Raw genomic sequence first — 23,694 nt, forward strand, 5'->3', positions numbered from 1 at the left:
ATATGGGAATTTCTAATTCTCAAACGCGAAGTAAAGAATGAGCGCAATTGAGGTCAAAACTGCAGTTTCACCTCTCTGATACGGGCAAGGTGGTGAAACACATCATTGGCGAGCTAGGATCTTTTACCTTCTTCAAACAATAGATAATGGATTCAGATTCAACAACTTTGCGTCGTTGGTTTTACATTAATTGACAATAGTGCGTTATTGTTGGCCACAATAGGCTTGCCAGTATGAGAAGGCACGTTCGAATGCTTTTTCTCTGTCGTGCATTTGTGCAAACAAGACCACTGTCATGGTGGCAAGAACCGTATTCGCCATTTGGTTCATGTCATCTTCTGACGTCCCAAACGGGCAGTTTGTAGGCATTGGCACCTCAGACAGCATTTGTTCCGTCCAGTAGTGCGATGTCACGCCGCTTGTTTGGCTTAACCATACCGTTTGGCTTACTTTCGGGTTGTATTCTGACTCACCCGATTGTCCTTTGAATGACACAACGGCATGAGCGGTTTGACCAATCTCGTATTCGACTTCAGCATGAAGTTGTTGAAACCCAGGATGGAAGCTACCACGAATACCAACCGTCGCCTGCCCCGGATTCAATGCACGAACCACGGTATTAATCGGCGTTCTAAGCCCATAACGATTCTTCCAACCGATCATGGTTTCTGCTTGAGGAGCGAACGCACTGAGCGGCAGATACACGATGTTTTGCGTTTCTAAGACACGCTTTGCTTCTTCTGCTGATTCCGCTTTCTCGATAGCAAACTTGTCGAGGTAATCTTCTGCGTGTGAACGTCCAGATTGGCGGTCGTGATAGCCGTGCATCAGCACTTTATGGCCATTATCGGCGAGGATCTTCGCTGCCAACAGGTGCCAAGGTTGACCTGCCGCTTCACGTTTGCCTGCATAACATGGCCAATCAATGTCCGCACCAATAGCAGGCATGCGGGATTGGAATGCTTTCACAAAGCCAGCGATTTCTTGTTGAGTTTCGTTCTGTACGCGGATCAGCATCAATAACATTGCCATCTGATCGTCGTCGCACTCACCGTTTAGGTATTCATCCATAACTCGAAACGCTTGGTCAAAGTTCAGTGGTTTTCTACCACGTTCGCCACGACCGACTGTTCTAATACATTCCAAAATGCTGCTCATATTCCCTCGTATTCCGTCACTGACTGTACGGTTTCTATTAGTTGTTCGCGCAGTTTGACAACTTCTCCCATCACAATCAATGCTGGGCTCACGCCTTTAAGTGTAATCGATAAATCATTGAGCTGATTGAGTTGTGTAACGTGCACTTGTTGTTGAGGGCTACAACCATGAGTGATGATCGCGACTGGGAAATCTGCTCTCAAACCGGAGTTGATTAATCCCGTTTGTATTTGCGATGACTTTTCTAACCCCATATAGAAGACTAACGTTTGTCCGCTTTGCATCAGTTGGCTCCACGCTTCAAATGCACCTGTTACCACTTGCCCTGTAACAAAGGTAACGCTGCGAGCAACGCCACGATGAGTCAGCGGAATCAAGCTGTTTGCTGAACATCCAATCGCAGCAGTAATACCGGGGATGACTTCGTACGCGACTGAGTTTTTGACGAGCGCTAACGCCTCTTCGCCTCCACGACCAAATACAAAAGGATCTCCCCCTTTTAAGCGCACAACTCGCTTTCCTTGTTGAGCGAGCGATACTATCAAATCACAAATTTCTTCCTGACCAATACTAGGTTGTCCGCATCTTTTGCCCACGTAAATCCAATCAGCTTGTGGCGAAGCCAACTCCAAAATATCTTTGTTAACCAAACGGTCGTACAGCAGCACCTCTGCCGACATAATCGCTTTCACTGCCTTTACGGTTAACAAGTCAGGATCGTGCGGCCCTGCTCCAACAATCGAGACAAAACCTTTGTGGTTCGCATCTAGATCTACTGAATGGTCTCCTAAAAGTTGGTTCAGTTTGCTTGCTTGGTCATGCTTAGAAAAGCGAGACGAACGTTCTTGTTTCTGACTCGCTTGTCCTTTCTTAAACCAAGACTTTTGATAAGGCGCTTCCATGTGCTTATCCTCTTTATGACTTACTTTATTTGAATAGCCAGACTTTGCTGGTTCGCTTGCTGTTTGCCCTTTTGATGCTGATGGCTGTCGACCATTTGTTTGATTTGAGAGACGCACGAGCCACAGTTAGTGCCGCATTTGAGTTTGTTTTGAAGTTGAGTCAGTGACGTGCAGTCTTGTTTCTCCATCGCGTCATGTATTTGTTTATCAGTGACACGGAAACAACTACAAACCAGTTTGGCACTGCTTTGCGATTGAGTGATGGTAAGCAGTTGCGATAGCTCCATCGGTTTGCCAATCAAGCCGGTAAAGTTGGTGTAGTCGGTTTGAATCGGTTCACTAGACACCACCAAAACAGAGCGAATGATACGAACGTCTCCAACAAGGTCGTAATCCACCGCTAGCCAACCCTGGGCAATATCTATCGTAATTCTGCAGCTCTTTTCCGTTCGACAAAAACTCTGCTTCTTTGGTCGCTTATCGTGTGCAAAGCGCCAAATGCCCAAATTGCTTTCTGCTTGAAATGCGCTGTAGAGAAATTTACCGGAATCAAACTGTGTACCGATGAACATACCGTAGGTTTTTACCGCCGAATCTTGCACTTCAACATAAGATGACTTAAACGCAGGCTGCCCAGAAATAGGGTCTTTTGCGCTGTTTACTATTGCGTTAACACCGCTTTCACCGCCATATCGACCCGCCCAGTGCATTGACATAAATAGCTCTTGAAAACCCAAACCTTCATCAATGGCAACTTTGGCATAAATACTGGTGTTTGAAGTAGGCTGAAACAGCTTGGTGAGTTGTCCTGCTTTTAAGCGATTTTGAGTAGCAGAGAGAGTGTTCATGTACACGGTTGGTTCTAACTCAGAGGCGGCAAGGTGGGCGATATGCCCTGTGCGCGTCATGGTATGCCATTGGTCGCGTTGTCTGCCCGTATTGAGCCACCAGCCTTTTGTTCTCTCTAAACGCGTTGGAGATTCACTGGTCACGACAAAACGCGCTTTACCATCTGGGTGCGAATAGACGCCATCAGCAAAAGGACGCTCTCCTCCCCATTGTGTCGGCACCCACTCTTCGTATTCTTGCTCAGTTAAGTTCGAGTGTTGAGACAGGTCGAGCTTCAATGGCGAATCTGCATTCATGCCTGTCATTGCCGCATATTCCCTGAATACCGACCGCTCAGAAGTAAATGCAAAACCATTTTGTGTCTTTTCCAATGCACACAGAGCTTGTCCGACTTGGCTTATCGCCCACCAATCTGATTTTGCTTCACCCGGAGGCGCTTGAAACTGGCGCTGCCTAGAAAGTCGACGCTCAGAGTTGGTTACCATGCCTTGCTTCTCACCCCAACCAGCGGCGGGCAGCAACAGATCCGCGTAATGCGCTACATCCGAATCCGCTGTGATATCCGAAACAATCACAAACGGACAAATCTCTAGTGCACGTTTTACCAATTGGTTATCTGGCAAAGAGACAACAGGATTGGTTGCCATGATCCAGAGAACTTTAATCTCACCACGTTCTACCGCCTCAAACAGTTCAACAGCTTTTAAACCGGGCTGAGTGGCAATTTCTGGTGAATCCCAAAACGCCTGCACTTGCTTTATAGACTTTGCGTCAAAAGCACGATGAACCGCTAACTGGTTTGCCAATCCACCGACTTCTCGCCCACCCATCGCATTGGGCTGACCTGTAATAGAAAACGGCCCACAACCTGACTTGGCAATTTTACCCGTCGCCAAGTGTGCATTAATGATTGCATTGCCTTTGTCGACGCCATTTTCGGCTTGGTTTACCCCTTGGCAAAACAACGTAATTGCGGTTGGGCTTTGCGCAAACCATTGGAAGAATGTCGTGAGTTTTTCTTCTGAAATGCCAATGGAAGACGTCAAATTAGTGACATCGTAACGCAAATCAGAAACTTCTTCTCTAAGTGCATTAAATCCGTCGGTATAAGAATTTATGTATTCAGAATCAATCAATTGTTGTTCAATAAGAAACTTGAGCAGCCCATTGAAGAGTGACACATCACCATCGTTTTTAATCGGTAGATGCAAATCCGCTTGCTGTGCGGTGACCGTTTCACGCGGGTCAATGACCACCAGCTTGAGGTTAGGATTGTTTTCTCTCGCTTGTTGAATACGTCGGAATAAAACAGGGTGCGTCCAAGCGGTATTAGCACCGCAAATGATCAATAGCTCAGTCTTATCAATATCGTCGTAATTGACGGGAACGACATCTTCACCAAATGCTCGTACATGAGCCGCAACCGCCGAAGACATACACAAACGCGAGTTCGTATCGATGTTTGCGCTGCCAACATAGCCTTTCATGAGTTTGTTGGCGACGTAATAGTCTTCCGTTAACAACTGCCCTGACACGTACATCGCGATGGAATCCGGTCCAAACTCCGCTTTCGCTTGATGAATCTTTTCAGCAATCAGATCCGTGGCTTGTTGCCATTGCACCTCTTGCCCTTGAGGTCGTTGCTTGGTGACAAGCTTTGGATACAACAAGCGCGAAGGCATATTCAAGCTCTCTGCCAGCGCGACACCCTTCACGCACAGTGATCCCGCATTTGCAGGATGACACGCATCCCCAACGATTCCTTTCGCATTGACCTCGACACCACATCCAACACCACAATAGGGACAAGTGGTTTTTTTGCATCCTTGCGACATAACACCTCCAGTGCGATTCAGCCCAACTTACTAGCAAAAAAAAGCCTCTCCCGAATCGAGAGAGGCAGCAATGCCTTTAACGCTGTTAGTACATTTTCAAAAAGTAATACCCTATACCGCTCTCGCCTGCTATTAAGAGCGGCGCATCGAGTTATCGATGAACGTTTATGTAAAGCAAGTGAGGTGCCAAGATTAAAAACCCTTACCATACAAAGGGTTAGCTTAAAACCAATTATAGCAACGTAATGCTACGCACTGATTGTGTGCAAATTTCGGTCATTATCGTGCAGTATTACTTTACTAATTCCATAACTAACCTGGATTCTTCGTCACCAAAATAATGCGCTTCTTCTTCTAACGTTTTAAAGCCAAAGGAGAGGTATAAAGACAATGCAGGTTGGTTCTTAGGATCGACAGTCAATTTCACGCTTGAGCCTAACGTCAACGACGCAATAACGTTTTCTAGGAGGGAACGCGCAATACCTTTACCTCTATGTTGAATATCGACGGCCAATGACATGATCCAATATTGATGTGCATTTGTGCTAGTCGTTAGCAATATATACCCTGCGACCTGCTCTCCCTCTTTTGCTACCAGTAAACTCTCTCCCCAACAATCAAAAGCTTGCCGAAAGAAAAATTGAGGATAGGCGTGTTCTCCAAATAAAGTATTTTCGAGCTTATATATGGCAAATAAGTCCTCTTTTTGCGCAGACAAGATGTCCATTCAATGACTCCTTCTTTAACATGAATGGCAGCAGTATACCTAAATCTCATCTAAATGACGGGACACAAACATCTCAATTAAGTGCTTAAGAAATGTAATATTCTTCCTGAAAATTAGGCCTAACTCACTTAGAACATACATCCGTGATTAAGTTTTAACCGCAAAATCAAAAACCACACAAGATGAAAATTTCAATACATATAACCATTAAATGCATTACATTTAAGAACTTTATTCTGGTTTATTGAAAAATTCATAGTTGGATAATTTACAACCACCCCAAATTCACAGCATTATTCACCAAGCTTCGCGTGTGATAATAAACACTAAAACCTTTACCATTTTCAGCATTATTATTTTTATAAAAGCGAGTTTTAAAGTGAAAGAATCTCGAAATGCCTTAAATCCTAGTGAAATAAACACAACCACAGCTTGGTCAAAACATGATACACATTGGGTTCTTAGCCTATTTGGAACAGCCGTTGGCGCAGGCATCCTGTTTCTGCCAATTAACCTTGGGATTGGTGGTTTTTGGCCTTTAGTCGCGATGGCAGTACTTGCTTTTCCAATGACCTATCTTGCGCACCGTGGCTTAGCTCGTTTTGTACTATCTTCTAAGATCAAAAACGCAGACTTCACTGATGTAGTGGAAGAGCACTTCGGCGCAAAAGCAGGTCGTTCTATTTCACTGCTGTATTTTCTTTCGATCTTCCCAATCCTGTTGATATATGGGGTTGGAATAACAAACACAGTAGATAGCTTCATGGTAAATCAGGCTGATATGGCTTCTTTACCTAGACCTTTGCTTTCTGGCGTACTAGTGTTTGCACTAATTGCTATTATGATGGCGGGTGAAAAAGTAATGCTACGGGCCTTTGCCATCATGGTGTTCCCACTTGTTGCCATTCTTGCCTTTCTATCATTTTACTTAATACCGAACTGGACCATGCCTGTCATGGATGTGCCAGAAGCGTCAGCTTTTGCTAGCACTATGTGGTTAGCAGTTCCTGTAGTGATTTTCTCGTTTAGTCACGCAGCTGCAATTTCAAGCTTTGCAAATGTACAACGTCGCCATTACGGTAAGCAGGCAGATGCCAAATCCGAAGTTATTCTTCGTCGCACTAGCATTATGCTGATTGCCTTTGTTCTTATTTTTGTATTTTCCTGTGTACTAACACTGTCACCTGAACAATTGGCTCAAGCAAAAGAACAAAACGTATCCGTATTGTCTTACTTAGCGAACGCAACCGATAATCCATTTATTGCAACACTTGGTCCTTTAGTAGCGTTTGTTGCTATCACTTCATCTTTCCTTGGGCATTTTTTAGGTGCGCGTGAAAGCTTAAATGGTTTAATTAACAAGCATTTTAACCTATCTGAGAAGCGTGTTGATCGTATCAGCGTGGCAGCACTGTTCTTCTCAATCTGGGCGGCCGCGATCATGAACCCAAGTATTCTTGGTATGATGGAAGCATTGTCAGGGCCTGTTATTGCAATGATCTTATTCATTATGCCAATGTTAGCGGTGTATAAAATCGAGGCGATGAAACAATATCGAGGAAATGTCTCTACTTACTTTGTTCTAGCAGCAGGCATTGTGGCGGTAAGTGCATTGATTTTTAGCTTCTTCAGCTAATAACTAAAGACTAGCTTGGATTTTCAGGGGAATACCTTACACAAGGTTAAGGTGATTCCCTGAATTTTCTTACTCTTTAAAAGGTAATCATCGTTACCCTTGACTCTTAAATAAGAGCGAAAACACCCGCAATCATAAGCACTGAAGCGATGCAGGTACGGCCGATAATGCCGAAGTGCGAAGGTTGAATCATTTCATTATGCATAGTTAATCTCCTATTTATTATAAAAGCCATTTTTTATTGGCTTAATAACACTATGTCTAATATCCAGTTTTTTAACAACCCATACAAACATTAAATATTTATGACAGAAACGTAATTTTTTACACTTCGCCCTGATTTTGAGCGATGAATCCGCGGCTTAAATCATTAGATTGAGTCCACCGAATATGCTCGCCTACCTGTCATCGTTACCTTATCTATACCATCGCCTAATCATTGCATAAGTTTTCAATAGATTTTGTTTTATAAATCATAATATTATAGAGATCCTTCTCGTATCTCACTCCCAAAACACTTTGCCACTGGGAATCCATCCGCACTTAACCAACAAGAAATGGTAGACTTAACTGGTATTCGGTTAAGAGATCACATTTTATTAATACGCTCATGCACTTCTCAATTAAAAAACTGGCTTGCGCACTTTGTACTGCACTTGGACTTTTCTTGCATCCGACTAACGTACTGGCGAGTACCGAAAAGCAAGCTTATCTGGAAGAACACATTTCAGCAGAAAGCAAGCCCATGTTAAAACTCTACTTTCGCTCGATGGGTAAGCCGCGATCAATTCAAAAAGATGAGTTAAATGCGCCACAGAATGCATCAGCGGAGTCTCTTGCTCTGTATTACTTTGCACGAAAGTACCTTAAGCGTTACGAAGGCGTTCCATTACCGAAAGATATGCCCGATTTAATCGAATTCGGTAAAAAGCACCATTTGGAATGGGTCGTCGCTGAAGCACAGCTCAATAAGGCTGTAACAATGATTGAGCAAGACGATAACTGGAACGCAGAATTGTTACTCCATGACGTTGTTTCTACAGCCCGTGATCTTGGTTATCTAGCATTAGAAGGCCGTGCTTACCGCTGGTTAGGCAATCTAGAAGTATCTCGAAATCAACTACGCAGTGGCCTAAAATATTATCGCAATGCCTATGAGTTATTAGAAAAAACAGTATTTGAAATACAAGTCGCGATGACACTGAACAACATTGGGACGGTCTACATCGACGCATCAGATTGGGCTCGGGCCAACAGTTACCTAACGCAAGCTCTCGACACTTACCTAGAGAGCGAATATCAATACGATAATAGCTTTTTTATGGGGGTTATCTACGCAAACCTTAGCATCGTTCACTCGAGCCTCGGAGATAACAGAAAAGCGGAATATTATTTCAATGAAGCCATTCGACTTTCAATGCAAACGGGGTCTGACACAGTCAAGCACCACTCTTTATCCAGCTTTTCACAAATGTTGAGCTCGGTAGGAAAAATTGATGATGCATTAATGGTCGCACAACGTTGCGTAGACCTGCCCATTCCAAAAAATCTAGAAATGCTAAAAACGTCTTGTTACGAGGCATTTGCAGAGGCTTACCTCGCAAACAAACAATACGATAAAGCTATTACAACAGCGCTTAACGTTCTAGAACAAACCAAGTCAACCAGTGAATTAGAGCTGCGGCAGCGTATTGATATGCTTTCGGTACTGGTAAACGCTCATCAAATTCTTAATGACTATGAAGCCGCTTTTCATTATTTAACCCAATTAAGAGAGCTGGAGGCTGAGTTTTCTCATCATATTCATGGTGAAGAGATGATTAACATTAAGTTTGATCTCGAAGCTAAGTTAGCCCAGAAAGAACTCAAATTGCTAGAAACAAAAAATGCGCTACAAGCGTCTGAACTGCGTTCGCAGCGCTATCGAGAAATGTTCTACTTTATCGCTATTACGGCAATTGGTGTCGTTGGTTTTCGTTACGTACTGCGCGTTAGACGTATTAATAAAGCACTCACTCAAGAAAATACTACCGATCCGTTAACTCAACTGCATAACCGTCGCTATCTTCACATTTGGCTGGACAAAATGGCTCGTAGAAGCCCAGATAGAACATTTGCCTTAGCAGTTTTAGATGTTGATCATTTTAAAACCTTTAATGATCAATATGGACACGATATTGGCGATAAAATGCTGACTCATATTGCCACGCTATTTAATGAATCCACTCGCTCTGGTGACCTACTCATTCGTTGGGGTGGAGAAGAGTTTGTCCTATTATTCGAAGTACAGCGAGCTGAAGATTGCGCTAAGTTTTTGGAGCGATTGAGATATACTGTTGAAAACACGCCATTGGTGGTTGACTCTAAACCATTAAACGCGACAATTTCCCTTGGAGCAATGGACAAACTGTCGGCACAAATAATTAAACAAGAATGGGATCAATGGTTTTTCTTGGCAGACCAAGCTTTGTATGATGCGAAGCAAGCTGGTAGAAACCAGTTCGTCATTCATCCTACATCATAAAAAAGCACACATGAAAAAAAATCTAATCATTATTACTTTTGCGCCTCTATTTCTTATGGCGTGTAGTAATCAGCAAGCATCTCAACTGGGAATGCGCAGCAGCAGTGTCAACGTGTATGCCCAGCAAATGAGTAACACTCAACTATGTGAAACTCTCTACTACAACCGTGCAACTAACCAAACCAAAGTGGCGATTGGTGCTGAGTTCAATCGACGTGGATTAAACAAAAAGTGGTGTGATAAAGAATTCGATAAGTTGTACATTAAAAAGTGGATTGATAACGTGCTGCCTAAGAAAAAAGCCGAACCCAAGAAACCAATCGCAACTATTCAACCCGCTTCAACTAAATAACCCACCATCTTGAAGCAGACGGTACACTCGTATTTTCTGCTTTTCATTTTTCATGCATGTTCGATGCGACATATAAAAACCTCATGGTTTCAGTAAATTAACAAAGACTTATGTTGTCCATCGAACTTTTAATGTAAACAAGTTGTAAATGGTTTTCGTCCTTATTCTTTGTCGTTAGCTTTGTTTGTTCCTGTTAGCGGAATATGAAACAGGAACTAAAAAATTCCAAACAAAGACATGAGGTCAAAAATGGAAATACGCATTAATCGCCTATTTGCTGCTATGTTGGCAGTAGGCATTGCACCTGCCGTCTCGGCGTTTGATCCACTCTATTCTGAACAATGGCACTTAGACAACACGGGGCAAACTGCGTTTGCGGCTAATCCTGCTGTTGCTGGGAACGACTTAAACACTAGGCTCACTCAGGCAATGGGGATTGCAGGTGTTGGTGTGAAAGTTGCCGTCATTGATTCTGGAGTTCAGATCGATCACCCCGACCTTGCAGGTAATATAGTTACAGGTAGCAGAAACTTCGTCGAAGACTCTTCATTCCCACCAAGTTATCCGGTTGATACTAATGGTCATGGCACTGCTGTAGCCGGTTTGATTAGCGCCGTCGGCAACAACGGTGAAGGCGGACGCGGTGTCGCTTCTCACTCTTCCCTCATCGGTTTTAACTGGTTAGCCAACCAGACATTAGAAGGCTGGTTAATCTCCCATGGCATGGACCCAGCAACACGCGATGTTCGCGTATTTAACCAAAGTTACGGTTTCAGCCCTATAAACCCGATTACTTTTGATGAAAGCGACCCTCAACTAAAACTTGAAATGGACGTGATGAAAAACGTCAGCGAGAGTAACGCCTGGGGTCGAGGTGCTGTATTTGTAAAGTCAGCAGGTAATGGTTACCGCTATTTCAATACAGGGCGATTCTTCGTATTGCCAAGTAACTTCTTTGCTGGTGGAGACAATCAAGGCTTACCGATGCACAACTCTGCTCAGTCTTATGATAACGCCAATTACTTCAATTTAGTCACTAGTGCACTACGAGCGGATGGTACGCGAGCGAGTTACTCATCGGTGGGGTCGAACGTGTGGGTTGCAGCACCAGCAGGTGAATATGGGCAAGATTTCCCTGCTATGGTCACCACTGATTTAATGGGTTGTGAAGAAGGGCAAAATACCAGTGATGGCCTTGGCATTAATGGGTTACACGGCGGAACGGAGCTCGATCCGAACTGCAACTATACCAGTACGATGAATGGAACCTCATCGGCTGCGCCGAACACATCGGGTGCCATCGCGGCAATCATGTCAACCAACCACGCACTTTCTGCTCGTGATGTACGTGCTTTACTAGCGGAGACAGCAAAAGTAACGGATAAAGCGCATCCAGGCGTACAGCTTGAATTTACTAACCATAATGGTGAACAGGTTAGCTACGAGGCAATTGCCCCTTGGCAGAAAAACGCAGCAGGCGTAGATTTCCATACTTTTTATGGCTTCGGCGCTGTAGATTTAGATGAAGCGATGCAACGTGCTCGCATGACGAATCGTGTTTTGCCAACTCAAGTCATTACGCCATGGGTTAATAACGCTACAGAAGTAAGTGTACCCGATGCAAGTCTAGTTGGTGGTTCTTCAAGTATCGCCATTGCCGATGAGCTGACAGTAGAATCCGTTCAAGTGACATTGACACTGGACCACGCTCGTCTGCCCGACTTAGCTATCGAGCTCATTTCGCCATCAGGGACTCGTTCCGTTTTGCAAACACCGCGCAATGGTCTTGTTGGTCAATCTCTTGATTCATCGATTACTGGCTACAAAGATCAATTAATGTTGTCTAACCAATTTTATGGCGAAGATGCAAAAGGCGAATGGACGTTGCGAGCAATAGATACGAACGGCGATGAAGTCTATTCTTACATTGCATATTTCAACTCTTCCACCATCTATGACGTTCCAATGGCAAACAACGCTCAGCCCGGTGTTATTAAGAACTGGTCGATGCGCATATTTGGACACTAAGGAGTCAATAACATGAAATACAAATCATTTTCTATGCTGGCTCTCGTTATCATGACGTCGAGTGTATACGCTGAGCAACAGCTCTCTCAACAGCCTGCACCAGAACTGTTTGTGCCATCAGAAGCGGTTGAGATTAATGGCCAAGATTATCGAAAAGTGCAAACTGGCACTATTAGAACCCTATCTGAAGACGTAAAACTTCAAGCGGGTGATGAGGTGTTTAAGAATGCGTTTAGTAACGTATCCAAAGCCACTGGACTGGTTTATATCACCGTAAACAATCCTAACGAAGCGAAAGCAGTCGCCAAAGAGTTAAAATTAGAAGTTATCTTCGCAGAGGGGGAATCAGCGGTGTTAAAAGCATCTCAAGATCAAGATCTGCTAAGTATTAGCGACTACCTAAACGCAGACAGCCGGGTAAAAGCGTCTAAAATTGAACTAAACAGCGGTAAATACCGTGCACAATAATTCTCTAACAAGAGAAGTTGGCCTGTAAAACCATGCCTCAGCGATTGCTGAGGCATTTTTATGGGTAGGAACAGATAGGCTATTATTCTTTAATAACATTTCGCATAACCAGTATGATACCTAAACACCCTACTCGCCTGCGCCTGTCATTTCTTAAACAAAATAATTTCCGTTCTTAGCTCTTCTTCCGTGGTTTCCTTCGGGCTATTCAGATAGCGTTCGATTCCTAAAGGACTGGTTTTGACTTTCATATCACTCTGACGAACCAAGTTCATCGCTAAAGCCCATGCATTTCCCAAAAACTGATATTCACCTCGGTGTTCAACGACAAATGTTTCACTCTCAGGAATGGTACCGGTAACCGCCCCTTGAGGCGCTGGTACTGAGTTATGAAGAGGAAAGCAAGTGATAAACTCGAATGTACCTTTCTGCATATCCATCGACTGGTAATAACAAAACAATTCACCATTCACGGATAGGGTTTCGTCACTAATTAACTGTTCTAGTTGCTGAACATGCTTCTCAATTACCGAACCTAATTCCTGCAAGCTAGCCACACCCTTGATCCCAATGTAATGAATTTGAGGCAACGTTCGGTTACCTATTTCGACTAAGTCTGAATGCACTCTTCCGGTTTCAAGCTTACTTTTGAGCATGCGTAACCCACGTTGATAATCCATCTCTATCATCGACTTAAACATACTTTTCAGAAAGAACAGATACCAAGGGACGCGAGATTGCATTTGCCATTCGACTAAACAGCCATTTTGTGACGGCGTCACGATTAGAGTCACCTTTCCATGGCTCTTGATTGGGCGAAAGAAATGTAGCTCCATATCTAATCGATGCTCTTGAGTACTTTCCAGTACAATCGCGCCAGTCCCAATACGCTGACCATTCCATTGATAACCAGCTCCAACGTGGCCCTGATTATCACTGAATGTCAGCTCGCAGCTTGGTTCAAGAATGATCCATGGTGACCAGCTGGGCCAGTTATTGAAGTTCTTGAGATAGCCAATAATTTCACTTTGATTCTTATTAATTTCAATACTTCGGCTGACCTGATAAGAGAGCATAACGGTTCCTCGAGTTTCCGCTTCACTAACTTCAGTCTAATTCAAATTCCAGTTTTTTCTTGTTTGACTAAGGGTTAGATGCGTACGACAAGAAAAATCCAGAGCGTTAATTCTCACTTGAATCAATACGCGCAAAGCTAAGAGCAGAACTCCACTTTTGCACTAAATCGAACACCATCATCGTCCAGTACTAACGCCCACCCCATCCGTTCACATATTCGTTGTACGATAACAAGCCCACAACCATAACCAGCGTTGTACGTCTCGTTGCCATCGTGACGGTTTAGGATCTTAAGCGCATGACCTTTCAACTCAATTTCAATATCTCCCACACTATAGCTAAAGGCGTTTTTAATCAGATTGTTGATAACAATGGTCACAAAACTCTCTGGTGCCTTCACTACACCACTATGTTGTTCGTGCAAAGCGTAGTTCGAATCTTGCTTGGCAAATAAAGGAGCCAGCTCTTCCAGTTGTTTTTGTAAACAAGTAAGAAGCTGATGCTCTCCGTAATGTTGAGGCTCTATTTTCTCTTTACCAAGTAAGAGAAACGCTTCTGTCAGTACACGCATCTCGTCACAAGCTGACTGCATCCTCGTGATGGCTTTTTGCGCAACTCGAGGTTGATCAGGAAGACGCGTCAGAATGTCTGTTGAGCCTTTAATCACCATGATTGGCGTTCTCAACTCATGCGATGCAAAACGGCTAAATTCTTGCTCTCGTTTGAAATAGCCCGCGATATCGTTCTTATTATCCAGCAAAGTCTGCTCTATCTGGCGTGTTTCGCTGAACTTAGTTTCAACTTGGAAAGCGGGTTGATCCGGTGACATTTGGCTAATTTTGTCTTCAATTTGCGCTAATGGCCGAGACAATATTCGCACCATGTAAATGCCATACCCAACCATGACAAATGAAAACAAACCACCGAGCAGCAGCGTAAACTGATGCAGCGAGCTTTCGTATTCGTCCAAGTAATCATCTGAGTCATCTTGAAATACAATGTACATAAGCCCCTTCCCTGAGGGGTGGTTCAATACAACAAAGTGTTTGTCTTCTTCACCAAGCAGGTATTCGTAAAAACCAGGTGAAGTAAAAGAGAGCAACCAATCGGGTGTCGGTGCTTCACTCCAATATGAGTTGAATTCCAATACGTTTGGCAATGGCGCATCCCAGCCCTGTTTCTCGAAATTCTCACTATAAAGCGCAGCTTCAGTATCTAGCCAGTGATGTAAACTCAGCACTTCCAGTTTGTTTTCTGCCACATAAATCAGCGACCAAAAAAGAGTAAACATCACAAACGTCATGACCCCAAAACCCCAACGGATCTTGCGATAAATGCTTGGATATTCGTTATGCTTTAAGTCGGTAACCTTGTCCATGAATAGTCTCTAATCGTGATTCTTCAAAACCTTTGTCTAGCGCGGTTCTTAAACCGTAAATATGGCTACGAAGTGCATCACTTCCGGGTGGTTCGTCTCCCCACACACTATCGATCACTTCTGTGCGCGTGACCGCTGCTGGAGCACGTTGGAGGAGCAATTTTAAAATTTTAGTTTGAATTCGACTCAGCTTAATTTCTTTGTCTTTTCTCGTTACTTTTCCTGTCCGCGCATCTAAACAAATATCTGCAAATTTGAGCGTTCCGATATCTTGTCTTGGACCACGATTAGCCAAAGCATGAACACGCAAACTGAGCTCTTCCATCGCAAATGGCTTCATTAAATAATCATCTCCCCCCGCTTTAAAAGCCGCGATTTTGTCCTCTAGCGTATCTTTTGCCGTTAGGAAGAGAATTGGCGTTCCACATAACTTATCTTGTCGAAGCTTCTGTACCGTACTGATGCCATCGAGCTTCGGCATCATGATATCCATGATGATTACATCGTAATGATTTTCCTCGATTAACTTAATCGCAGCCTCTCCATGAAACGCACAATCGATAATCATGCCTTCTAGCTCAAGATAGTCTGCAATCGTCTCCGAGACGTTATGGTTGTCATCTACAATTAAAATTTTCATAAAATCACATTTCTTCACGATCTCTTCACGATATGCCCAATAAGATACAGGCAATTTCCTAAACTCGCTCGTAAATTGAGGTTAATACAATGAAAAAACTCGCTCTTATTTCTGTAGTAGGTTTGGCATTGTCTGGTTGTGGTGGTTCAGGTGGTGGCAGCAATAGCGATAGCACATCAACTCAACCAGCAGTGAAACCAAGTGTAGCGATTGGCTCTGTTGAAGCGGTCAACGCTGAAGAAAGCACGTTAACCGTCAATGGACATACGTATCGTGTGTCTGAGGTGGTTTATGACGACACACAAGTGCAACTGGCCGATGTAAAACCAAAAATGGTGGTTCGCGTGGGGTCAGATATTCGGCAAGCTTCGAATAATGGCGTCCGAGTCACACTTGAACCAACCATTACAGGACGTGTCACAGCGATTGATCATGTGAAGAAAACATTTACGGTAAACGGCGTAGATCTGCAGTTTGACGGTTTAAGTGATGATATAGAGGTCAACGACTGGGTGATGGTGTCATCATTGCCAACTGCTGATGCGGGTTATCGAGTGCTGTCTGTGGTCGAAATCGACGTAGATAACGATTACCCAGCCCTTGGAAGCTACTACGAACTGGAAGGTCGCATTACTAGTACCGATGAAAATGCTGGCACGTTTGAGCTTGGTACAAATATAACCGTATCTTACGACAACATTAGCCAACTTAGCATCGGCCAATGGGTGGAAGTAGAAGGTGAAATGCAAAACGGTATCTTCATGGCACATGAGGTACAAGTTGAAGACTACGACGATCTAAAAAATGACAGCGATGTGGAAGGTATCGTGACTTGGGTTGCCAAGGATTATAGTGAGTTCTCTCTAAACTACCGAGGAGCATTCTTCATCGATAACGCAACACGATTTGAAGACGGCAGCAAAGCGAACCTAAAACAAGGCCAAGAAGTGGAAGTAACGTCTATCATGAAAAATGGCAAACGCATCGCTACCGTTATTGAGTTTGAGCAACCAGACTTTGACGATAACAACCAATGGCAAGGTAAAGAATTTGAATGTGAAGGATACGTATCAAACTACGATGCTGAAGCAAGAACATTTGAAATCGAGCGTTGCGAAAACGACGCAGATCAATTGCTAAACAACACGACCGTTGTGATTGATGCACAAACACGCTTCCAAGGCATCGAAGAACTTAACCTAAATGGTGCTCGTGTCGAAGTCGAAGGTGTGATCATTAACGACCAAAATATTGCCCGTGAAGTGGAGTTAGACGTTTACGACAACTAATCCCTTCTACGCTTAAGAAAAAGTGTCACTTCGATGGCACTTTTTCTTTTTACCTTACTTTGCTTCCCAAGCTCAAACCAACAAATTCTCAGCCAAAACCTTTTCTCTCCGTTACACTTTACCTATGTTTCACAACATTGGTGACAACTATGAAAAAACGCAACCTCATTTTGTTAATCTTGTTTTTTGGTTCAGCCACGAGCTTAGCTAGCGTGATGGATCCTGACTGCGATGCAGAAAAGGCAGCTAAAGCCGCTGCGACAAAAGCCGTGGTTGGTGTTGGGGGGCGCTGTACGCCTAAAGAGGCACTGAAAGATACCGCAGTTGATGCAGGAAAAGACAAATTGCCAGATGAAGGGATGGCGGGTAAAGCTGTTGATGCAATGACACCGGAAAAAGAGAAGAAAACGGTGAAAGACGTAACCAAAAAGCTCAATAAAGATTGATACGCTTTCTTGTAGTTAACTTTAATAGCGAAACTCCCCCCTCCCCAAAAAAAAGAGCGCCGATTGACGCTCTTTCCGAACTTTAATAGATAACCAATTATGCGGTCTCTGCTTCACCTATCCAATGATAATGGTGGTTGGCTTTTTTCCCCACTAAACCGAGCTCTGCCAATTCTTCAAATACCTTGTCTACCTCTTCCGCAGACAGCCTAAACTGTTTAGCAACGGCTTTTTTGGTGCACGTAATTTGATGCGTTTTAAGTGCATCGCTAACTTGCTCTAACAAGGTTTTCGGTTCCTTTGGTTCTTCTGGCTCCGGCGCAGCTGGTATTTCTTGCTCTTCTTCCTCTTTTATATGAGGAAGATAACCCGCAGGCGCTGGGTCTATATCGCGAACTGTTTTCAATATCATGCCCTCATTTCTGCGATAGAAATATCGGAACCGTTGCTCTTCACCAATCAAGCCAACAAAAAATGCAGCAAAGAAGTCCAAAAGAATCGAAAGAAATACAACCAAGCCAAGCTGAGCTTGCTGAGAGGTAGTACCAAATGCGTTGGCTAGGCTATCAATCAAACCAATCACTGAGCCTTGCGTAACCGGCGGTAAACTATCACGCTCCATAGCCAAGCGTTGCTGCTCTTCACGTAAGGTTTTGTTTTGATCCTGAATGCGAGTTACACCAGTCGCGATACGCTCCATCTCGATGTATTTCTGCGCTGCCATATTGTTGAGCTCAATCTGCTTATCGATTGCCGCAATCTGACGATTAAACGCTTCCACTTTCGCCTGCTCTACCGAAATATGACTTTGTGCACTATTGGTTGCACTATTAATGCCACCAATACTACCGCCAATGGAAATCGCAGCTAAGACTAAATAAAACACGAGAGCGGTTGCTGCTCCTGTGTAGTTGCGATGGGCTCGGCGCTCACCGTATTCATACCAAGCGTAAAATTTACCCGCTTCAAAAATGATCGCTAAACCACCAAATAAGGTTTGCATCATCGGATTTTCGTCGATAGACAAAAACAGCAATAGAGAAAAAATAGTCGATGCTAAAATCGCAGCACCGGTGAATGCATATACACTCACCATGGCAAATCGACCTTTAGGGTATCGATATCCAATCTGTTGTTCGTATTTCATTTGAGAAATTTCTTAAGATTAATCGCCCCTCCGACTAAGTAGGACGGACGTTTCTGGCATGTACAAAGGAGCGCAGAATACCGTATCCTTTATTAAATTACTGTCATAATTCCGTTAATGGAAAACAAGTGAAGATTCGGTGTGCATTTTGAATCGATATCAGCCAAATCTAGCACGTAAAAACACCACCACGACACCCACTAACCGAAGCTTCAGTGGCATATAAGAGAGATTAATTCGGTATCTTCAAAAGCGACTAGGCAAGACTGACAAGTTGAATTGGAGGTTGTGAATGTCAGCCGAATCAAGACATTAAAGCGTTAAAAATAGACAATAAAACAAATAATGCACACTTGCATCACCTTTTAGTAAACTGATAATTACATTGTTTGGTTAATTTGTTAGTATCCCGCGCCGAAGAAGATAAGCACTTAATTGTATGGAAAACACTCTAATACAGCACAAACACCATCGCTTGCACGCTATTGCGGTTATTATCGCGGTGTTGTTTCAGTTGTATTTAGCGTCCACAGCCGCTCTTAACCCTACACAAGTTCACAGCACAACTTGGCTCAACAAAGTCCAAAGTGAAAAGGTTTTACTGTGTACCGCAGATGGTTTCAAATGGGTGGATATCAATACGTTGATTGAGGCTAACGCTCAATCTTCTTCTAAGCTCATCCAAGATCTTAACTTACACGACGGCTTCCAGTTTGAATGCCCGCTTCTTCAAGCTGTTCAATTCTTTCTTTTAGTTGCGATTGGGCTTTACCTGACAACCATCCATTGGCTGCGCCGAGTAAAGTATGCACTGACGACTTATCACTTTTCAAAATGCGATAAGCTCGTTTACAAACACATCGCGCCTAAGCACTCTCCGCCGAGTGTTTTTCCTGCCTAACAGGCATCTAATCATTGACAACTTTATTCAAAAATAACGATGACTCTGTTTGTTGTCCATTCAGAGAAGCTATTAATTCAAAAGGAAAAACACATGCTTAAATCATTAAAAACCGCCGCTATCGCGCTTATTGCTGTCATCGCTAGCCCACTGAGTTTAGCGCACGATTATGAAGCAGGAAAAATTCATATCGACCATCCATGGAGCCGCGAAGCGCCACCAAACGCACCTGTTATCGGTGGTTTTTTTCAATTAACCAACCACGGTGACAGTGAAGATGCATTGATCGCAGCAGAAAGCCCAATCGCAGGGCATGTCGAAATTCACACGCATAAGAAAGAAGATGGTGTGATGAAAATGATTAAGATTGACGAAGTGCGCGTTCCAGCCAATGACTCAGTGTTGTTTAAGCCAGGCAGCTTCCATTTAATGATTTTTAACCCAACACAAACTCTTAAAGAAGGCGACCGCTTCCCTATGACGTTAACATTCAAAAACGCGGGTAAAGTGGAAGTAGAAATGGCGGTTGAAAAACAAGGTCACATGGAAAAACACATGCACCATTAATGACGTAAACAAAAGTGCCCGCTGATTTAGCGGGCATTTTTATCTCAGCTTAGTCAAAATCATTATTCCGGTAGATCCTAACTCGACTCTTCAGAATAATGGTGATGAATAACGCTCGGCGAAACGGGGTCACATATCATAACAGCGTGCTCGGGCAAGAGATTCTAAATCACGCTCGTCCCTCACTATTCAGAATGACCTTGAAAGACTTAAGATCCTAAAAAGGTTCCCTACCCGCTTAAAACTCAACCTCTCGACAAAGTTCTCCAACCATCACTTGGCAAGCCTAAATGAAATCATAAGTTTGGCAACAAAGACCCACTGTTAATCGGCTTTCTTTCTACTTGAAACAAACCTCAGCCCAACGAGCTAAGCCGGCAGTTACTGAGCCAAAATAGTTTCCACTGACAACCGGAATACTTGGCAGTACGGTTTGCACCGCATCGCGCAAGATTGGCGAGCGTGCCGAACCTCCAGTCATAAAGATAGCATCGGGTTTAACTCCAGCTTGCTCTACCGCTTCTGTCACCAACGCCGTCATTTTATTCTTTGGCGACTGGATCGCTTCGATCATTTCGTCACGTTGTACATCAACTTCAATCGTTTCTGATAGTAAGTTGATGCCAGTTCGGTAAGAAGCTTGTTCTGAAAGTGCCACTTTTGCCTCTTCGGCACGGCGAACAATGTTGTAGCCTAAAGACTCATGATACACCTCTAGCAAACGAGCAAGTTTTTCTGGCTCTTGAGCCTGCTTTTGAAGCAACTTTAACGCTGATAGGTTCTCTCGCGAATAGAAGTCACTCTGCGCTTCTACATTATTGATTGCTATCGGGTTCCAGAATTGGGTAGTCGGCATCACAATGCCTGACTCCATTTTACTTCCCATGCCAAAAGGGAACATGAGCTGCTTAAATGCTAGCGCGATATCAAGATCATTCCCGCCGACACGCTGGCCACTGTGAGCTAACAAGCTTGCGGTCCTATCTGCTTTGCCGCGCCAAGACGGTCCCATTTGGATCAACGAACAGTCCGTTGTACCACCGCCAATATCGACTACTAGAATGATTTTATCTTCGCTGAGTGTCGCTTCATACTCTAGGCCCGCCGCGACAGGCTCAAACTGAAACTCCACATTTTGGAAGCCCGCACGTTTCGCTGCCCGCAACAAAATGCGTTCAGCCTGAATGTTAGCCGTTTCACCGCCACGCCCATGAAAGTTAATTGGTCTGCCGATCACAGCATCGGTAATACTTTGCTGCGCATCGCTTTCGGCTTGCGACTTAATATTGTCCATCATCGCGCAGACAAGGTCTTCGAAAAAAGCCAATTGCACATCACGCAAGCCAGATGCACCAAGAAAAGACTTCGGCGATTTCACATAATAGATATCGCGAGGATCTTCCAAATAGAGATTAAGTGCATCCTGACCAAACGCAATGTCGTCGGATTCTAAGTCAATACTTTCTTCTCGGTTTAAATTGATTGCCCGGCGTAAAACCTGCTCACCAACTTGATCTAATGGTTTAATATCTCGATGGCGAAATAAATGCTCGGATACCGATTCACGACTCGGTGCAGCAAGGGTGGAAGGAATAAAAGGGCTGTTTCCTTCTAGATTAAGCAGTACTGGCTCACCCGGTTCCATTTTAGCCACTGAACAGTTTGCAGTACCATAGTCAAAGCCGATAAACATTGTTTCTCCCACTGTCCCACTGATTAGTGGCCTTTTGACCGTTAAAAAGCTGGCAATGCTAACTTAATGGCATAAGAATTACTATCCTAAAATCGAATGTAATTTAACGTGGAAAACCTATCTAAGGTACACTATTTTCTCTTTTTGCAGACGGCACAACAACCGCTACCAATAAAGCTAAAAATAGGAACACAGGGCTAAGCATTAATCCATGCCAGATTGAATACCCATCATGGAACAGCCAGAATATACCAAGCGTCAGTAGGTACGAAAAGTAGCTGCAAAACACCAAGCTAATCGCGACAAAGCGCTTTTGATTAATAATAAGAATCCGCACTAGATACTGGCTAAGAATACCAGAGCAGCGCATGGCAAGTTGCCAATTAATGATAAAGAAAGCAAGCGCAATAAACCCAGCTACGACCAGTGCATCATGCGTGCTTAAAATGAAGTAGCTACCAAATCGGCTTATGATGACCGGATAATCGCCTTCGTATATCGTTGACCAAGATATTGCGTTCGCTGCTGCTACGTAATTGGCAAAATAAGCAATGGCGTAGAAAGTCGTTTGAGAACTGAACGGCTGAAATACGTCTGTACAAAACCCTCGCCATTCTTCTTTGTTGGCGGTAGGCCCAACCCAGTCACGTTTTTTTTGAGCGGTACGCCCGGCAAACGCAGGCTCGTTGCGAAACAACAGCCAAAATATATAGAGTGCAAGTATAACCAAGAGTATCGAAAACATACCCTTCCCCCTCAGAAATTATCGGCGCCACTGCCAATGGCGTTGGGGTCGTAAACTGCACTTCCCTGCTATACCTATTTGATTTATCAAAGACTTAATATTTTATTACCACCAAAATTCATTTAATGGCATGCTAAACAGCGATATTTTCACGCTTTGTGCGTGAAGTTCGAAAGCCTACTTTTAGGTTTAGCACAAAAATAGCTACAGCAAAGCGTAAGATAGGGATTCCGCACCCATCAATGAAGATGAGGCGTTAAGCAGAAGCTGCGACCGCAATGAGAAGAGAAGGATTCAAAGCGGTCATGCATGGGCGAGAGGAGCAACTATTTCTCTAACTTTTCTTCAAATACACCAATCTCTCTGCCCAACCAAATCGCGCGTTCTGTGTGATCGAGCAACTCTTCTTCGCTTACTGGGTGAATAAGCACAGAAAAATCGCCTCGAATCGTATCAAGCCACGCCAAGAACTCTTCACTCAATGATTCTAGGTGAATTTCAAACATCGGCATCTTGTGTGGGCCAACTAACCTTCCAACTAATGGAAACACACGCAGCACATCTTGACGCTCTTGACGGATGATATCGTTCAAGGCTTGCGCTTTATCTTGTTCTCTTAGGGGAAAATAAACATGAGCGTGGTACATAACTTCTCCATAATCACTTCCGCTTGAGCACCACCTACTTTGGATAAGCTCAAGGACTGCCGAGGGTATACATTTGTAATGCCGTCACCCTACCTTGATTCCACTCAGTTGGGAAGAAGTTATGCATTCTCATAAGGTCGAGGCTTCGAGCACAACAAAAATTTGCAATTCATCATATAGCAACTGTTTGAGTTGATTCATTAATAATGACTCACTTTGTCAAATTTTACAGCCAAATTTTGTTGCAAATATGTTTCATTAACCAGTAATTAAATTCGAGTTTAAAAATACCACCAACAAAATAGCAGCATATTACTCTGCAAAATCAGGGTGTAAGCAAAACTTTACTACTGAGCGAAAGTCAAAATGAAGCATAATTTAACAATTTGTTTACACTTATTGTATCTGGCTATACCACGATTTAGTTAGAGGGTTAGATACAGAAAAGCCTTTCTCTGTATCTTGCGGTGAAATAGCCGCAGCGATGTTATCGACAAATAGTTTAAGGGACGAACAGATGCCTACCGCTATCGAAAGCACACGCAACCTTAGGTATGGCCTTTGCGCTGATATCAGAGTTTGAGTACCCATACAAACTCTGGTTTTGTATGAACAGCTGCAGTCCAAAAGACCCGCAGCGTCAAAAGGAGCTTGAGATGAACGTTCAGGCATTACCCATGCATCG

General features: G+C 43.7%; 21 protein-coding genes. 9 read left to right on the forward strand and 12 right to left on the reverse strand.

What is annotated here, in order from left to right; genetic code table 11:
* Nucleotides 1-204: 204 nt before the first annotated feature.
* The 4 genes from R8N47_RS22120 to R8N47_RS22135 form a co-directional block, all read right to left on the reverse strand.
* Nucleotides 205-1,158 carry a glycosyl transferase family protein gene (locus R8N47_RS22120; RefSeq protein WP_064354655.1) on the reverse strand — a complete coding sequence of 318 codons (954 nt, stop codon included), beginning with the start codon at nucleotides 1,156-1,158 and terminating at the stop codon, nucleotides 205-207.
* Nucleotides 1,155-2,060, reverse strand: a complete 906-nt coding sequence (cobA, locus tag R8N47_RS22125) for a uroporphyrinogen-III C-methyltransferase (RefSeq protein WP_213913592.1) — start codon at nucleotides 2,058-2,060, stop codon at nucleotides 1,155-1,157. Before cobA ends, R8N47_RS22120 begins: the two co-directional genes overlap by 4 nt.
* 20 nt (nucleotides 2,061-2,080) lie before the next feature.
* Nucleotides 2,081-4,744 carry a nitrate reductase gene (locus R8N47_RS22130; RefSeq protein WP_064354653.1) on the reverse strand — a complete coding sequence of 888 codons (2,664 nt, stop codon included), beginning with the start codon at nucleotides 4,742-4,744 and terminating at the stop codon, nucleotides 2,081-2,083.
* A 292-nt stretch (nucleotides 4,745-5,036) separates the two neighbouring features.
* Nucleotides 5,037-5,471: a GNAT family N-acetyltransferase gene (locus tag R8N47_RS22135; protein WP_064354652.1), complete on the reverse strand. Its 435-nt coding sequence runs from the start codon at nucleotides 5,469-5,471 to the stop codon at nucleotides 5,037-5,039.
* Between the two features lie 379 nt (nucleotides 5,472-5,850).
* On the opposite strand from R8N47_RS22135, the gene R8N47_RS22140 reads away from it, so the two are divergent.
* From R8N47_RS22140 to R8N47_RS22160, 5 genes are all read left to right on the forward strand, one after another.
* Nucleotides 5,851-7,107 (forward strand): aromatic amino acid transport family protein, encoded by a 1,257-nt coding sequence (locus R8N47_RS22140; protein WP_017820237.1) that lies wholly within the window; start codon nucleotides 5,851-5,853, stop codon nucleotides 7,105-7,107.
* Nucleotides 7,108-7,717: 610 nt separating this feature from the next.
* Nucleotides 7,718-9,631, forward strand: coding sequence for a tetratricopeptide repeat-containing diguanylate cyclase (locus R8N47_RS22145; protein ID WP_081248207.1), 1,914 nt, complete (start codon nucleotides 7,718-7,720; stop codon nucleotides 9,629-9,631).
* A 10-nt stretch (nucleotides 9,632-9,641) separates the two neighbouring features.
* Nucleotides 9,642-9,983 carry a hypothetical protein gene (locus R8N47_RS22150; RefSeq protein ID WP_025998581.1) on the forward strand — a complete coding sequence of 114 codons (342 nt, stop codon included), beginning with the start codon at nucleotides 9,642-9,644 and terminating at the stop codon, nucleotides 9,981-9,983.
* Nucleotides 9,984-10,232: 249 nt separating this feature from the next.
* Nucleotides 10,233-12,011 carry a S8 family peptidase gene (locus R8N47_RS22155; protein WP_017634214.1) on the forward strand — a complete coding sequence of 593 codons (1,779 nt, stop codon included), beginning with the start codon at nucleotides 10,233-10,235 and terminating at the stop codon, nucleotides 12,009-12,011.
* A 12-nt stretch (nucleotides 12,012-12,023) separates the two neighbouring features.
* Nucleotides 12,024-12,479, forward strand: coding sequence for a hypothetical protein (locus R8N47_RS22160; RefSeq protein ID WP_005375850.1), 456 nt, complete (start codon nucleotides 12,024-12,026; stop codon nucleotides 12,477-12,479).
* Between the two features lie 146 nt (nucleotides 12,480-12,625).
* Here R8N47_RS22160 and R8N47_RS22165 read toward each other — a convergent pair whose 3' ends face one another.
* The 3 genes from R8N47_RS22165 to R8N47_RS22175 all read right to left on the reverse strand — a co-directional run bounded on the left by R8N47_RS22165 (nucleotide 12,626) and on the right by R8N47_RS22175 (nucleotide 15,574).
* Complete coding sequence (locus tag R8N47_RS22165) at nucleotides 12,626-13,555, reverse strand: SRPBCC family protein (protein ID WP_053307749.1); 930 nt, start codon at nucleotides 13,553-13,555, stop codon at nucleotides 12,626-12,628.
* Nucleotides 13,556-13,692: 137 nt separating this feature from the next.
* On the reverse strand, nucleotides 13,693-14,934 hold the full coding sequence (locus R8N47_RS22170) for a sensor histidine kinase (RefSeq protein WP_017634216.1): 1,242 nt from the start codon (nucleotides 14,932-14,934) through the stop codon (nucleotides 13,693-13,695).
* Nucleotides 14,906-15,574, reverse strand: a complete 669-nt coding sequence (locus tag R8N47_RS22175; protein ID WP_025998582.1) for a response regulator transcription factor — start codon at nucleotides 15,572-15,574, stop codon at nucleotides 14,906-14,908. The genes R8N47_RS22170 and R8N47_RS22175 overlap by 29 nt, the downstream gene beginning before the upstream one ends.
* An 89-nt stretch (nucleotides 15,575-15,663) precedes the next feature.
* Here R8N47_RS22175 and R8N47_RS22180 point away from each other — a divergent pair, with 89 nt between their 5' ends.
* Together R8N47_RS22180 and R8N47_RS22185 are read left to right on the forward strand one after the other, a co-directional pair.
* A complete protein-coding gene (locus tag R8N47_RS22180) occupies nucleotides 15,664-16,863 on the forward strand; it encodes a DUF5666 domain-containing protein (RefSeq protein WP_064354651.1) in 1,200 nt (399 codons plus the stop codon).
* Nucleotides 16,864-17,012: 149 nt separating this feature from the next.
* Nucleotides 17,013-17,309, forward strand: a complete 297-nt coding sequence (locus R8N47_RS22185; protein WP_017634219.1) for a hypothetical protein — start codon at nucleotides 17,013-17,015, stop codon at nucleotides 17,307-17,309.
* A 97-nt stretch (nucleotides 17,310-17,406) separates the two neighbouring features.
* Here the strand turns inward: R8N47_RS22185 and R8N47_RS22190 are convergent, their stop codons facing one another.
* Nucleotides 17,407-18,456: a hypothetical protein gene (locus tag R8N47_RS22190; RefSeq protein ID WP_017634220.1), complete on the reverse strand. Its 1,050-nt coding sequence runs from the start codon at nucleotides 18,454-18,456 to the stop codon at nucleotides 17,407-17,409.
* A gap of 439 nt (nucleotides 18,457-18,895) precedes the next feature.
* Between R8N47_RS22190 and R8N47_RS22195 the strand changes: the two genes are divergently transcribed.
* Entirely contained in the window at nucleotides 18,896-19,357 is a 462-nt protein-coding gene (locus R8N47_RS22195) for a hypothetical protein (protein WP_005388493.1), read from the forward strand.
* A 93-nt stretch (nucleotides 19,358-19,450) separates the two neighbouring features.
* Nucleotides 19,451-19,924, forward strand: coding sequence for a copper chaperone PCu(A)C (locus tag R8N47_RS22200; protein WP_005375841.1), 474 nt, complete (start codon nucleotides 19,451-19,453; stop codon nucleotides 19,922-19,924).
* A gap of 340 nt (nucleotides 19,925-20,264) precedes the next feature.
* Here R8N47_RS22200 and yegD read toward each other — a convergent pair whose 3' ends face one another.
* The 4 genes from yegD to R8N47_RS22220 all read right to left on the reverse strand — a co-directional run.
* Complete coding sequence (gene yegD / locus R8N47_RS22205; protein ID WP_064354650.1) at nucleotides 20,265-21,617, reverse strand: molecular chaperone; 1,353 nt, start codon at nucleotides 21,615-21,617, stop codon at nucleotides 20,265-20,267.
* 121 nt (nucleotides 21,618-21,738) lie between these two features.
* Nucleotides 21,739-22,362, reverse strand: coding sequence for a hypothetical protein (locus tag R8N47_RS22210; protein WP_064354649.1), 624 nt, complete (start codon nucleotides 22,360-22,362; stop codon nucleotides 21,739-21,741).
* Nucleotides 22,363-22,688: 326 nt separating this feature from the next.
* Nucleotides 22,689-23,009 carry a DOPA 4,5-dioxygenase family protein gene (locus R8N47_RS22215; protein WP_053307765.1) on the reverse strand — a complete coding sequence of 107 codons (321 nt, stop codon included), beginning with the start codon at nucleotides 23,007-23,009 and terminating at the stop codon, nucleotides 22,689-22,691.
* Between the two features lie 396 nt (nucleotides 23,010-23,405).
* Nucleotides 23,406-23,694, reverse strand: a 289-nt coding sequence (locus R8N47_RS22220; protein WP_318185865.1) for a hypothetical protein, incomplete at its 5' end; no start/stop codon positions are given.

It is taken from the genome of Vibrio sp. 2132-1, assembly GCF_033344315.1.

Coding starts and splice junctions, on each gene's coding strand:
- R8N47_RS22200 (WP_005375841.1), top strand. CDS start 19,451: ATGCTTAAATCATTAAAAACCGCCGCTATCGCGCTTATTGCTGTCATC.
- R8N47_RS22190 (WP_017634220.1), bottom strand. CDS start 18,456: ATGAAATACGAACAACAGATTGGATATCGATACCCTAAAGGTCGATTT.
- yegD (WP_064354650.1), bottom strand. CDS start 21,617: ATGTTTATCGGCTTTGACTATGGTACTGCAAACTGTTCAGTGGCTAAA.
- cobA (WP_213913592.1), bottom strand. CDS start 2,060: ATGGAAGCGCCTTATCAAAAGTCTTGGTTTAAGAAAGGACAAGCGAGT.
- R8N47_RS22215 (WP_053307765.1), bottom strand. CDS start 23,009: ATGTACCACGCTCATGTTTATTTTCCCCTAAGAGAACAAGATAAAGCG.
- R8N47_RS22195 (WP_005388493.1), top strand. CDS start 18,896: ATGGAAAACACTCTAATACAGCACAAACACCATCGCTTGCACGCTATT.
- R8N47_RS22145 (WP_081248207.1), top strand. CDS start 7,718: ATGCACTTCTCAATTAAAAAACTGGCTTGCGCACTTTGTACTGCACTT.
- R8N47_RS22135 (WP_064354652.1), bottom strand. CDS start 5,471: ATGGACATCTTGTCTGCGCAAAAAGAGGACTTATTTGCCATATATAAG.
- R8N47_RS22180 (WP_064354651.1), top strand. CDS start 15,664: ATGAAAAAACTCGCTCTTATTTCTGTAGTAGGTTTGGCATTGTCTGGT.
- R8N47_RS22120 (WP_064354655.1), bottom strand. CDS start 1,158: ATGAGCAGCATTTTGGAATGTATTAGAACAGTCGGTCGTGGCGAACGT.
- R8N47_RS22165 (WP_053307749.1), bottom strand. CDS start 13,555: ATGCTCTCTTATCAGGTCAGCCGAAGTATTGAAATTAATAAGAATCAA.
- R8N47_RS22175 (WP_025998582.1), bottom strand. CDS start 15,574: ATGAAAATTTTAATTGTAGATGACAACCATAACGTCTCGGAGACGATT.
- R8N47_RS22160 (WP_005375850.1), top strand. CDS start 12,024: ATGAAATACAAATCATTTTCTATGCTGGCTCTCGTTATCATGACGTCG.
- R8N47_RS22185 (WP_017634219.1), top strand. CDS start 17,013: ATGAAAAAACGCAACCTCATTTTGTTAATCTTGTTTTTTGGTTCAGCC.
- R8N47_RS22170 (WP_017634216.1), bottom strand. CDS start 14,934: ATGGACAAGGTTACCGACTTAAAGCATAACGAATATCCAAGCATTTAT.
- R8N47_RS22130 (WP_064354653.1), bottom strand. CDS start 4,744: ATGTCGCAAGGATGCAAAAAAACCACTTGTCCCTATTGTGGTGTTGGA.
- R8N47_RS22155 (WP_017634214.1), top strand. CDS start 10,233: ATGGAAATACGCATTAATCGCCTATTTGCTGCTATGTTGGCAGTAGGC.
- R8N47_RS22150 (WP_025998581.1), top strand. CDS start 9,642: ATGAAAAAAAATCTAATCATTATTACTTTTGCGCCTCTATTTCTTATG.
- R8N47_RS22210 (WP_064354649.1), bottom strand. CDS start 22,362: ATGTTTTCGATACTCTTGGTTATACTTGCACTCTATATATTTTGGCTG.